The organism is Methanotorris igneus Kol 5 (assembly GCF_000214415.1).
In the GTDB taxonomy this organism is placed as follows: Archaea; AGJL01; Methanococci; order Methanococcales; family Methanococcaceae; genus Methanotorris; species Methanotorris igneus.
In genome coordinates this window covers 1590441-1603194 of record NC_015562.1, presented here as the reverse complement: position 1 = coordinate 1603194, position 12754 = coordinate 1590441, and the positions used below count along the sequence as shown (strand labels likewise).

General features: G+C 34.2%; 11 protein-coding genes. 7 read left to right on the top strand and 4 right to left on the bottom strand.

Translation table 11 applies throughout. From position 1 onward, the window contains the following. Positions 1-195: 195 nt before the first annotated feature. Together METIG_RS07875 and METIG_RS07870 are read left to right on the top strand one after the other, a co-directional pair. Positions 196-1386, top strand: a complete 1191-nt coding sequence (locus tag METIG_RS07875) for an ABC transporter permease (RefSeq protein ID WP_013799686.1) — start codon at positions 196-198, stop codon at positions 1384-1386. Further along, positions 1386-2063, top strand: a complete 678-nt coding sequence (locus METIG_RS07870) for an ABC transporter ATP-binding protein (RefSeq protein ID WP_013799685.1) — start codon at positions 1386-1388, stop codon at positions 2061-2063. Before METIG_RS07875 ends, METIG_RS07870 begins: the two co-directional genes overlap by 1 nt. 2 nt (positions 2064-2065) lie before the next feature. On the opposite strand, the gene METIG_RS07865 is transcribed toward METIG_RS07870, so the two are convergent. After that, a complete protein-coding gene (locus tag METIG_RS07865; protein ID WP_013799684.1) occupies positions 2066-3286 on the bottom strand; it encodes a U32 family peptidase in 1221 nt (406 codons plus the stop codon). 353 nt (positions 3287-3639) lie between these two features. Between METIG_RS07865 and METIG_RS07860 the strand changes: the two genes are divergently transcribed. The 5 genes from METIG_RS07860 to METIG_RS07840 all read left to right on the top strand — a co-directional run bounded on the left by METIG_RS07860 (position 3640) and on the right by METIG_RS07840 (position 8011). Then, complete coding sequence (locus METIG_RS07860; protein WP_013799683.1) at positions 3640-4503, top strand: phosphoadenosine phosphosulfate reductase domain-containing protein; 864 nt, start codon at positions 3640-3642, stop codon at positions 4501-4503. Continuing rightward, complete coding sequence (locus tag METIG_RS07855; RefSeq protein WP_013799682.1) at positions 4493-4717, top strand: KEOPS complex subunit Pcc1; 225 nt, start codon at positions 4493-4495, stop codon at positions 4715-4717. The genes METIG_RS07860 and METIG_RS07855 overlap by 11 nt, the downstream gene beginning before the upstream one ends. A 113-nt stretch (positions 4718-4830) precedes the next feature. Further along, a complete protein-coding gene (locus tag METIG_RS07850) occupies positions 4831-5421 on the top strand; it encodes a TIGR00267 family protein (RefSeq protein WP_013799681.1) in 591 nt (196 codons plus the stop codon). Positions 5422-5510: 89 nt separating this feature from the next. After that, entirely contained in the window at positions 5511-6014 is a 504-nt protein-coding gene (locus tag METIG_RS07845) for a DUF2115 domain-containing protein (RefSeq protein WP_013799680.1), read from the top strand. A gap of 665 nt (positions 6015-6679) precedes the next feature. Beyond that, the gene (locus METIG_RS07840; protein WP_013799679.1) at positions 6680-8011 is read left to right on the top strand and encodes an NAD(P)/FAD-dependent oxidoreductase; all 1332 of its coding nucleotides are present in this window, start codon (positions 6680-6682) and stop codon (positions 8009-8011) included. 374 nt (positions 8012-8385) lie between these two features. Here the strand turns inward: METIG_RS07840 and rpsJ are convergent, their stop codons facing one another. The 3 genes from rpsJ to METIG_RS07825 all read right to left on the bottom strand — a co-directional run bounded on the left by rpsJ (position 8386) and on the right by METIG_RS07825 (position 12727). Further along, positions 8386-8691 (bottom strand): 30S ribosomal protein S10, encoded by a 306-nt coding sequence (rpsJ, locus tag METIG_RS07835; protein ID WP_013799678.1) that lies wholly within the window; start codon positions 8689-8691, stop codon positions 8386-8388. A gap of 82 nt (positions 8692-8773) precedes the next feature. Then, positions 8774-10060, bottom strand: a complete 1287-nt coding sequence (tuf, locus tag METIG_RS07830) for a translation elongation factor EF-1 subunit alpha (RefSeq protein ID WP_013799677.1) — start codon at positions 10058-10060, stop codon at positions 8774-8776. 483 nt (positions 10061-10543) lie between these two features. Continuing rightward, on the bottom strand, positions 10544-12727 hold the full coding sequence (locus METIG_RS07825) for an elongation factor EF-2 (protein ID WP_013799676.1): 2184 nt from the start codon (positions 12725-12727) through the stop codon (positions 10544-10546). Positions 12728-12754 lie beyond the last annotated feature (27 nt).

Sequence of the window (12754 nt, the reverse complement as noted above, 5' to 3'; positions counted from 1 at the left end):
AGAAACAACAATAAAAAAACATTAAAGGGCGGATTTGTTAAAAATATTAAATGCTTGCCAATTTTGTATTTTTTATTAGTTGATATGTGGTTATGTTGTTTTTGATTAGATGATGTTATATCTTCTTTAAGCATAAATTGAGTATATACTTATTTAGTTTAAAAAGTATAAACTATAACACATCTGGTGGAGATAATGAAATTTATTGACATCATTGCATTTGCTGGAAAAAATTTGACAAAAAAGAAAACCCAAAGTATATTGACAATAATTGGTATTGTTATAGGAATAACAGCTATGGTTAGCCTAATCTCATTGGGCTATGGTGTCCAAAATTACATCCAAGAAGAAACATCAAAATTAGGAGCAAACAAAATACAGATACTTCCAATAAAACATTTTGGAGTTCCACCAATGCACTATTTTAAATATAAAGATGTTAAAGCAGTTATGGATGTTAAAGGTGTGGATAAGGTTTTGTATGGTTGGTATGGTGGGATGAATGTTAAATTTGGTAGGGAAGAGAGATTTGCAAACCTATTTTATGCTGAACCTTCGGCATTAAAGTCAGTTTATGAGGATGTTGGAGGTTATGGTATTGAGAAAGGTAGATGGTTATCAGATGGAGATAAGTATAAATGTGTTGTTGGTTATGGTGTGGCAAATAATCTATTTAGTAAAAAATTAAAGGTTGGGGATAGGATTGTTATAAATGGTAAGAGGTTTAGAATTGTTGGAATTATGAATCAGGTTGGTAATCCTCAAGATGATAATATAATAATAATTCCACTAAAAGTTGGTGAAGAATTGCTAAACAAAAAGGGAGAGTATAACTATATGATGGTAAAGGTGAAAAAAGGAGAAGATGTAAAAAAAGTTGTAGAAGATATAAAAAATGCATTAAAAAAATCCATAGGAAATGATGATTTTAGTGTCTTGACATCAGACCAACTTGCCAAATCCTTAGGGGGAATATTGGATGTGCTAACTTTATTTGTGGTTGGGATTGCAGGGATATCTCTATTGGTTGGTGCTGTTGGAATATCAAACACCATGTATATGAGCATACTTGAAAGAAGGAAAGACATTGGTATCTTAAAGGCCCTTGGAGCAGAAACTACAACAATCTTAGCAATATTTATGGTGGAATCTGGATTTTTAGGTTTATTTGGGGGAATAATAGGGTTGGTTATTGGATTAATTATAGCCAAAATCATAGAAATTGCTGCTAAGAATATGGGTTATGGAATGGTTAAGGCTTGGATATCATGGGAGTTGATTGTTGGGGTTTTATTGTTTTCATTTATTGTTGGGATTGTTAGTGGATTTTTCCCTGCAAGAAAAGGGGCAAAATTAGATCCTATAGAAACATTAAGGGGTCCATGATGTCATTTATTGAGGCAGAGAATATATGGAAATCTTATGGAAAAGGAGAGGCTAAGACAGTAGTTTTAAAGGGCATTAATTTAAAGATAGAAGAGGGTGAGTTTGTAGCAATAATAGGTCCAAGTGGTTGTGGTAAATCTACTTTATTAAATATCTTGGGATTGTTAGATACTCCAGATAAAGGAAATCTATACATAAACAACAAAAAAACTACAAGAATGAGTGAAAATGAGAGAGCCAGATTTAGAAGGAAGATAAGTGGTTTTATATTTCAACAGTTTTATTTAATAAATTCACTAACTGCCTTAGAAAATGTGGAACTTCCAATGATGCTTGAAGGATACAGCAAGAATTATAGAAAAAGAAGGGCAAAACAACTACTTGAATCTGTTGATTTAGGTGACAGGTTGTATTATTATCCTTATCAGTTAAGTGGTGGGCAGCAGCAAAGAGTTGCCATAGCAAGGGCTTTAGCCAATAATCCAAAAATAATATTTGCTGATGAACCAACAGGAAACTTAGATAGTAAAAGAAGCCAGCAGATAATGGATATATTAAAAAATCTCCATGATGAAGGAATAACAATAGTAATGGTTACTCATGAGTTGGAATATACAAAATATGCTACAAAAATTGTAAAAATGAAGGATGGTATGATTGTGGATATCTTGGGATAAAATCAGCCATTGTGGGATGGAAGTAGAACAAATACTTTATCCCCCTCTCTAACAACATGATTCAACTTTACTCCAACATTTTCTCCTTTCCTACCAATTTCAACATTTTTATGGTTTATTTGCATTGATTTTACAACCTCCTCCACACAACCTGTGGTTTTACCAATGATTAGAATCGTGTCTCCAACTCTCAAATCATTTATAAGTTTAATCTCCGCAACTCCAATCTTCTTGTAGTAATTCACTACTCTTCCAACTTCAATTTTTTTGTATTTGGAAATATTGCCTTCCTTTTCATATTGGAAATCGTGAGATTTGTTAATATCTCTGAAATAGAACCCAGTATCATAACCCCTATTATATACCTTTTCAAGTTCCTTTTTAAAATAAGGTAATTTTTCTTTGTATGTTCCATCTAAAACAGAATCTATTGCTTCTCTATAAATCTTTGTTACTCTCATAACATAATCAGCATTCTTTGCTCTCCCTTCAATCTTAAAGCAATCTAAAACTTCCATAAGTTGAGGGATGTACTCAATCATACACAAGTCCTTTGGTGATAAAAGATACTTGCCCTCACAAACAACTTCATGAGTTCCATCAACATGCTCATTTATGAGTTTCCACTTTCTCCTACATGGCTGCAAACAATCCCCACAATTTGCGTGTCTATTGAATAGATAAGAACTTAAAAAACATCTCCCACTTACAGCAACACACAACGCCCCATGAACAAACCCTTCCAACTCCAAATTAATGCCATCCTTCCTTAAATTTTCCCTAATTTCCTTAATTTGGTTTAATGTAAGTTCTCTTGATAAAATAACTCTCTTTGCAAATTTTGAGTAAAACTTTGCTGCCAATGAATTTGTTATATTGCACTGAACGCTTGCATGAACCTTTAAACCATACTCTCTCGCTAATTGCATCGCTCCCAAATCACTAACGATTACAGCATCAACCTCAACACTATTTGCAAAATCAAAAATCTCCTCCAATTTCTTTAAGTCATTTTCATAAATTACGGTGTTCGTGCATAGATAGAGTTTTTTATTATTGTCATGTGCAAATTTAACTCCTTCTTTTAACTCATCTCTTTCAAAGTTCTTAGCAGTTATTCTCATATTCAAATCTTTCAATCCACAATATACTGCATCTGCCCCATTCTTTATTGCCGCTGTTAAACATGCCAAATCCCTTGCAGGTGATAGAAGTTCAACCATAATCTCACCAAATTAACTTTAAATCTTAAAAATTTTAAATTGTCTTTAACTATAAAAAATATAGTCGTTTTTGGAATTCTTTGCACTTATTCTATCACGATAAAATTTCAAAAGAACAATAAATAATTTGTAAATTTCATTAGATAATTATGACTCCACTCATAACACAAACGACTATAAATACTAAAAAAGTGATATTGTTATATTAATAGTTTCAAGTCATCTATTTTTAATAACTTTTTTTAATAACTTTAATAACATTGCTCTATAAAAAATCCACAAAATTTTAAAGTAATCAAAGTATTTAAATTTTGTTGTATTTTAATTTTTAATTACATAAAAAACGTGATAGCATGGAAGAGGTTAAATGTGAAATGTGTCTCCATACAAGCAAAACAAGAAAGATATACGATTACGAAGGAAAAAAGTTATGCAAAGAGTGCATAGTAACTTTAAAATATCCAAGGGATTTTGAAAAAATGAAAAAGGAAGTTGAAGAGTTCTTAAGCAAAAAAAGAATAAACAAAAGATACCACTGCATCGTTGCCCTCTCTGGAGGAAAGGACAGTGTTGTGGCATTGTATTTGGCTAAAGAAAAATTCAATTTAAATCCTCTCTGCGTCACAGTAGATAACAAATACCTTGCAAAAGAAGCAATAGAAAATTGCTACAATGTAACAAGACATTTGGGAGTTGACTGGATTGTATTACAGAGAGATTACACCAAATTATTTGAAGAGGCATTGAACAAAGGAGAATCCCCATGTAGGAAATGTTCTGAGTGGAATATGAGAGAAATTTGGAGGATTGCAAAACTTATGGACATTGATGTTATTATAACAGGTCATGAACTTCCATTTGGAACCACTGCAATTAGGGAAATGAAGGAAGGAATAAAAATGGTTAGGTTGTTGGCTCCCTACAGATTAACAGAAGAAGAAAGGTATAATATATTAAAAAAACTTCCATGGAAAAAACCAAATTTAGGAGGTTATACAACAAACTGTTTGGTATTGGGCGTTGCATTGGAAAGATTTTATAAAAAATACGGGTTTAGTTTTGAGTTTGATAGAATATCCGCAATGGTGAGGTTTGGTTTAATAAGTAGAGAAAAAGCCATGAAGGCATTAGAATGTCCAAAAGTTCCAAAAGAAGTTTATGAAGAGTTAAAAAGAAGAGGACTAAAAATTAATTTTGAGGGAGATGATGAAAGTTAGATTTAAGATGAATATTCCTTCAAAGGAAGAAATCTGTGAGAGTTTAAAAGTAGATAACACCAGTGAGGGCATTATAATAAAAGTAAACTGCAAACAAAATAACATGGAGGTTTATATTGAAACACATTCAATTGGCTCATTAAAAAATGCCTTAGATGACTTATTTGTCAATTATAGCATGGGAGAAAGCATAGTAAAAATTGCAAGGGATTAAAAACTCTCAAAGTATTCTTTATTTTACAAATGTCCCATATAGACATGCCATAAGGATAAATTTTTATACTGTTTGGATATATTATTTTATATAACTTAGGAGGGCTGGTGGAATTGAACAACGATGATGAACAATCCCCACTGTCGCGAGTTTTTAAAAAATTTAAATTTGAATTAAATGAAACAAAACTTAGGTATGTTGTAAGAGGAATTATAGACGGTTCATTATCTACTCTGGGTGTTGTTATTGGGGCAAGTAGTGGAGAACCATCATTAATCATTTCTGCTGGGATTGGTGGAGGAATTGCAAATGGGCTCTCAAACATATTAGGTGCTTTAACTGCTGAGAAAGCATCCTTAGAAAAAGAGAGGGAAATGCAAGAAAGATCCCTACTAAAAGAAAATGGATATTTAAAGAAAACAATATTTTACAAACAGGCCGTGCATGAAACAATAATATGTGGATTTGTGGATGGAATATCAACTATGCTTGGTTCAATGCTCCCAGTTGTGCCCTTTTTTGTATTCGAGCCAAGAATTGCTGTGTTTGTAGCCATAGCAATAACACTTGCAATATTATTTGCACTTGGGATGTTTATTGGAAAAATCTCACGGGAAAACCTTATAGTAGCTGGGCTAAAAATGGTTATTGGTGGGGTCTTAGTTGCACTGGCTGGTTTTGTAATTGAAAGAATCTTTGGATAAACATTTTAATGAAATTTTTATTTTTTATCTATCTTTGATAAATTGAAGCGTGTAATTATTTTAAAAAATTATTTTAAAAAGGGAGTTCTATGAATAGTAGAGAGTTATTCAAAAAACTAAAAAAAGAAGCCAAAGAATTTAGCATATACGATATGATGAAAGCAAGGTGTTTCATGGAGAATGATGCAAAATACCTTCCCCCTCAATATAGAAATGAATTTTTAGAATCACTTGGAATGTATTTCTATAATGTTTTAAATGAAATTAAGAATAGAGATAAAAACTCAGTAGAATCCTTCGAAATTGATGAAGAAAAGTTAGAAAAATTAATTGAGAGAATAGAAAGTTTTAAAAAAATGAACAGTGAAAATGAAGATGCATTTATAAGGTTGTCTAAGATTATAGCCCCTTACTTAATCTTCATTGCGAAAAAGCCAATTCATCCCGAAAATTTAGTGTTCCCTGGAAAAAAGAAAATTATAAAAAAGGGAAATACTTATTACTGCCCAGTTAAAAATAAGCAAAAAAATGAATATTCATTATGTGAGTTTTGTGTATGTAAAGATATTAGTGAATTGGATAGCGATCTATGAAGCATTGCCAAGCATAGCGAGGGGTCTGTCCAACGTGAACAATCATAGACAAATGCCCACGTTGGACTTGGATGTCATCGGCCTCAGTTCCCTCTGGGTTCATCGGGAACATATCATCGGTCTCCATCCCTGTCACGGACATAAAAACCTAACGGTTTTTAAGTTCCCGTCGCTTCGCTCCGGGAGAACCCCGACTCCGCCCATAAGGTTTAACACTCAGTAAAGTCCGCCTCCTTAGGTCTCCAGTATCCACCTTCATCAGAGGCATCATCCTTATATTTACATGTATATAAACGCATATATAAAAATTTCGAAAACGAAAATACATTAATGTCCACATTCGTCAATGAAAAATTAAACAGTTTCAAACGGCAATGCACCCCTTTGATGAAATCGAACCGAAGGTTCGAGCAGCGTCCACTGCAACCTTCGGTTGCAGGGAAGTTGAATAACGTAGTTATTCAACTAAATCTTTGATTTCGCCTAATCGAACCGTAAGGTTCGAGCTGCAAAACCGACAAAGGTTTTGCTTAACTTTCTTAAAGTTTCATGTAGAGATATTAGCGAGTTGATAAAAACTTATGAAACATTAATTTATATTTATCTTAATTTTTTTATTTTAATTTTATCATTAATTTAGAATTAAAAAGAATAAAGGTGAACAAATGAGGACGGTAATAGTTGGTAGCGGAGCAGGAGGATTGACAACAGCTTCAACGATAAGAAAATACGACAAGGATATGGAGATCGTCGTAATCACAATGGATAGGCACGTTGCTTATTCTCCATGTGCTATACCTTATGTTATTGAAGGAGAGATAAAATCATTTGAAGATATAATAATGCACACACCAGAGGACTACAAAAAAGAAAGAAACATTGACATAATTACTAAGGCAAAAGTTGTTGATGTAAACTCAAAAGAAAATAAGGTTGTTTATGAAAAAGATGGAGAAAAGTTTGAATTAGATTACAATTATCTTGTTCTTGCAACAGGAGGAACACCATTTGTCCCTCCAATTGAGGGGAAAGATTTGGAAGGAGTATTTACAGTTAGAACTGTTGAAGATGGAATGAAAATTGATGAATACGCTAAAAAATCAAACAGTGTTGTTGTTGCTGGTGCTGGAGCTATTGGATTAGAGATGGCCTATGCCTTCAAAAAGAGAGGTTTGGATGTTACAGTTGTAGAGATGGCTCCGCAGGTATTGCCAAGGGCATTAGATCCAGATATGGCTGAGAAGGTTAAGGAATATTTGGAAAAAGAAGGAATCAAGATTATTTTAAATAAGCCAGTCGAGAAAATCGTCGGTAAGGACAAAGTTGAGGGTGTTGTTGTTGATAATAAAGTCATTGAGGCAGATATGGTTATTATGGCTACTGGCGTAAGACCAAATATCGAATTGGCTAAAAAGGCAGGATGTGAAATTGGAAAATGGGCAATAAAAGTCGATGAAAAGATGCAAACCTCTATTCCAAATATCTACGCCGTTGGAGATTGTGTTGAAGTTGTTGACTTTGTAACAAAACAGGTGACAATGTCTCCATTTGGAACCACCGCAGTAAGGCAAGGAAAGGTTGCAGCAAAGAATATAGTTGGAATAAAGGCAGAGTTCAATCCAGTTTTAAATGCAATGGTTTCAAAAATAGGAGACTTGGAAATTGGAGGGGTGGGTCTAAGTGCTTTATCTGCAAACCAAAATGGCATTCCAATAGTTATTGGAAGATGCAAAGCACTAACAAGAGCAAGATACTACCCAGGAGGAAAACCAATAGAAATCAAGATGATTTTTGATAAAGATAAAAGAGTAGTTGGATGCCAAATCGTTGGTGGAGAGAGAGTCGCTGAGAGAATCGATGCCATGTCAATAGCAATATTCAAAGGGGTTAAAGCAGATGAATTAGCAAATATGGAGTTCTGCTATGCCCCACCCGTCTCAATGGTAAATGAGCCATTGGCTCTCGCTGCTGAGGACGCTCTGGAGAAGTTTGATTAATCCCCTTTTTCTTTTTTTATTTTAGTGGTAGGAATGGAAAATGATGAATTCACTGAAAAAGAAATAAAAAATTTATAATTATTATGTTTTTATGTTAATTTCATCATCACTACTATATATTATAGTTCTATCAGTTACTGCAGGTTTATGACTTCTTCATCAATATAATGAAATTTATAAATCTTATAACAAAATTTTAGGCAAAAATAATAAATTAGCAAAATTATGAAAAGTGCATCATCAAAATAGACAATCAACAAAAAACTGATAATTAATCCAAAAAATTAATATTAAAAAAGAAAATTGTTGCAATCCCTAAATTGGATTGCAACCGTTTAATGGGCTTTTGCAAAATTAAACGCCCAAAAAAGACCTTATTTGAACTGAATTTCTATTTGAACTGAGTCTGGTATTTTGACTTTCATAATGTGTCTTAATGTTCTTTCATCTGCTTCAATGTCAATTAATCTCTTGTGTATTTTCATGTACCATCTTTCATAGGTCTCAGAACCTTCTCCATCTGGTGCTTTTCTTGTTACAACTTTCAATACTTTTGTTGGTAATGGTATAGGTCCTGATATGTCAACTCCTGTTTTTTCTGCAATTGCTTTTATTTGCCTACAAACTTCATCCAATTCTTTGTGGTTTGTACCACTCAATTTTATTCTTGCTTTTTGCATACTCATCCCCCTTCATTTTTTAAGTGTTTAAAAAGAGGTGTAAATATAAAAAAATAAAAAGAAAAGAGGAAATTAAGCTAATTTATTTGTTTTTTGCTTTAACATCGATTGCCATACCTGCTGCGATTGTCATACCCATATCTCTGATAGCGAATCTTCCGAGTTGTGGGATTTCTTTTACGTTTTCAATAACCATTGGTTTTGTTGGTCTGACTTTGATGATTGCAGCATCTCCAGCTTTAATGAAGTCTGGATTTTCTTCTATAACTTCACCAGTTGCTGGGTTCAACTTCTTCAAGATTTCTGTGAATGTACATGCAACTTGTGCTGTGTGTGCGTGGAAGACAGGTGTGTAACCAACTGTAATGACTGTTGGGTGTTGTAAGACAACGATTTGTGCTGTGAATTCTTCTGCAACTGTTGGTGGGTTGTCTGGGTGTCCACAAACGTCTCCTCTCTTAATATCTTTCTTACTGACACCTCTTACGTTGAAACCAATGTTGTCTCCAGGCTCTGCTTGTGAGATTTGTTCGTGGTGCATTTCGATGGATTTGACTTCTCCTTGAACTCCTGCTGGTTCGAATATAACTTTGTCTCCTGGTTTCAAGATACCTGTTTCTACTCTACCAACAGGAACTGTACCGACCCCTGTAATTGAGTAAACGTCTTGGATTGGGATTCTTAATGGTAAGTTTGTTGGTTTTTCTGGTGGGTTGAATTTGTCTAATGCTTCAACTAATGTTGGTCCATTGTACCATGGCATTTTGTCTGATTTTTTAACAACGTTGTCTCCATGGTATGACGCAACTGGGATAAAGTCAATGTTGTCTGGGTTGTATCCTAAGATTTTCAATAATTGTTCTGAGAGCATCTTTTTCATTGCTTCGTAAGCTTCTTGGCTGTAGTTTACAGTGTCCATCTTGTTAATTGCAACTGCAATTTGGTTGATACCTAATGTTCTTGCTAAGAACATGTGTTCTCTTGTTTGTGGTTGGATACCTGTTTTGTGGTCGTTTACGTCAACGACTAATATAGCAGCGTCTGCTTGTGAAGCTCCAGTAATCATGTTTTTAATGAAGTCTCTGTGTCCAGGACAGTCGACAATTGTAATTTCGTATTTTGGAGTTTCGAATTTCTTGTGAGCAATGTCGATTGTAACCCCTCTTTCTCTCTCTTCTTTTAAACCGTCCATAACGTAAGCAAACTCGAATCCTGCTTTACCTTTTTCTGCAGCTTCTCTTTTTAATTTTTCTAAAACTTGTGGGTCAATTGCTCCACTGTCGTATAAGAGTCTTCCAATTGTTGTTGACTTACCTGCGTCAACGTGTCCAATGAATGCAACGTTTAATACTGGCTTTTGTTTTGCCATATTCCACGACCTCCATTTTTATTTTTTAACTTTTACTTTTTTCTTTACTTTATTTAATTATTGTCATTTATAGCCATATAAAAATGTAAGTAACAGTTCACAAAATTAGAAAATAATTTTATCATTCGGAAAAATTTGGTAAATAGTGAATAGTAGGAAGTGGTATATATATTTTATGGTGGGGTATGGTCGTTTGCGGAATTTTTGTAAGTTATTTATAGTCGTGTGCGGAATAGTTGAATAACCTACGGTTATTCAACTTCCCTGCAACCGAAGGTTGCAGTGGATTTTTAAACTTATTTATACATTAGTGAATTTTTAAATAATCATTATCCTTCCTTAAAATTTGAAATAAGGAATAAATCTTTAAGAATTTACCAATAGTTCATTTCAATCTCTAACGCATACGACTATAATCACAATAAAATTTTGAAAGAAGTTAGGATTATGTTAAAATTCAAATAGAGCACAACCTATTTTTAATTATTCAACTTTCAATCCCTTTCTTTCTCTTATTTGTTTTATTAATTGATCCTGTAATTCAGGCGGTACTTTTTCGAATCCAGCAAACTCTATACTCCAGAGACATCTACCTTGGGTAGCTCCCCTAATTGCTCCAGCGAATCCAAACATCTCTGCAACTGGACATTTTGCTTTGATAATTGCCATGTCCCCTTCTTGCTCCATATCTAATATTTGTCCTCTTCTGTTGCTGATTTCTCTTATTGCGTCTCCCATGTAGTCTTGTGGTGTGCTGATGAATACCATTTGCATTGGCTCTAATAATACTGGTTTTGCTTGCATTATCGCATCTCTGATACCAAACCTTACTGCTGGAATTAATTGTGCTGGACCTCTGTGGATTGCATCTTCGTGGAAGATAGCATCTACTAACTTAACCTTAACTCCTTGACATTTTTCTGCTGCTAATGGACCGTTTCTTACCGCCTCTTTGAATCCTTGTATAATTAATTCTCTGGATTCGTCTAAGTGGATAATACCTCTTGTCATGTTGATTAACATGTTTCCTTCATAGATGGACATTACCCTCTTAGCTTCTTCTTTGTCCAATCCTGCCTCAACTAATGCTTTCTCAACTTCTGGTGTTGTTCTCTTCTTGAAGTCCTCATCTTTAATTTTACCTTCTTTGTATGCTTGTAAGACACTCTCTTCTAATGGTTCAACAACGAAGTAGAGTTTGTTGTGTTTGTTTGGTGACTTACCTTCAACTATTGGTGATTGTGTAGTTACCGTTTCTCTATAAACAACAATTGGGTTACCTACTTCAACCTCAATTCCTGCATCTCTTCCAATTTTTGTTTTTGTAATAACTTCAATGTGCAATTCTCCCATACCGCTGATTAAGTATTCTCCAGTTTCTTCGTTAATTTCAACTTTTACTGTGTTGTCTTCTCTTGCTATTTGTCTTAATACTTCAATTAATTTTGGCAAGTCCTTGTTGTTCTTTGGTTCAATAGCAACTGTAATAACTGGCTCACTAACGTGGGTAATTGCCTCAAATGGTGGCTCAATTATGTTGTTTGGTGAACAGATCGTTTCCCCTGCTGTTGCCTCTTTTAATCCAGTAATAGCACAGATGTTACCTGCTGAAACGCTATCTACTTGTATTCTTTCTGGACCCATGAAGACAGAAACTTGCTGAGCCCTTGCTTTTGATTTTGAAGTTACTAAGTAGATTTCGTCCCCTTGTCTTAATCTTCCACTGAACAATCTACATGCTGAAACAGGTCCAGCGTGTTTGTCCATGATAATTTTTGTAATAACTCCTGCCAATGGACCGTTTGGATCACAGTTGAGCATTGCTTTACCAATTTCTGAATTGAGGTCTCCTTTCCAGATGTTTGGAATTCTGTATTTTTGTGCCTCAACTGGGTTTGGTAAGTGCTTAATAACCATGTCTAAAACTACTTCATGCAATGGAGCTTTTTCAGCAAGTTCTTTTTGTTTGTCTTGTTCGCAGTATTCAATAATGTCTTTGAATGTTATTCCACTCTTTTGCATGAATGGAACTGAAATTGCCCAGTTGTTGTATGCTGAACCAAATGCAACACTTCCATCCATGACGTTAACAAGCCATTTGTCTTTGAATTCTTCTGGAGCCATTTTCTTAATTAAGTTGTTTACATCGGTAATGATTTTCATGAATCTGTTTTGTAATTCTTCTGGTGTTAATTTTAACTCGTTGATTAATCTGTCAACTTTGTTGATGAATAAGACAGGTTTTACTTTTTCTCTCAATGCTTGTCTTAAAACAGTTTCTGTCTGTGGCATTACACCTTCTACTGCACAAACGACGACAATTGTTCCATCAATTGCTCTCATTGCTCTTGTAACGTCCCCACCGAAGTCAACGTGCCCTGGGGTGTCGATTAAGTTAATTAAGTAATCTTTACCTTCGTAGGTGTGAACCATTGAAACGTTTGCAGCGTAAATTGTAATACCTCTTTGTGCCTCTTCCTCATCAAAGTCCAATGCTAACTGCTCTCCTGCTAAATCTTTTGAAATCATTCCTGCTCCAGCCAATAAGTTATCGGATAATGTTGTTTTACCGTGGTCAATGTGAGCACAAATCCCAATGTTTCTAATTCTGTCGTGTTGCTCCATTAAGGTTTTAATTTTTTCAATCATCTTTGCTCTTCTACCCATAATCTCATCCCTCACCTAATTATTTTT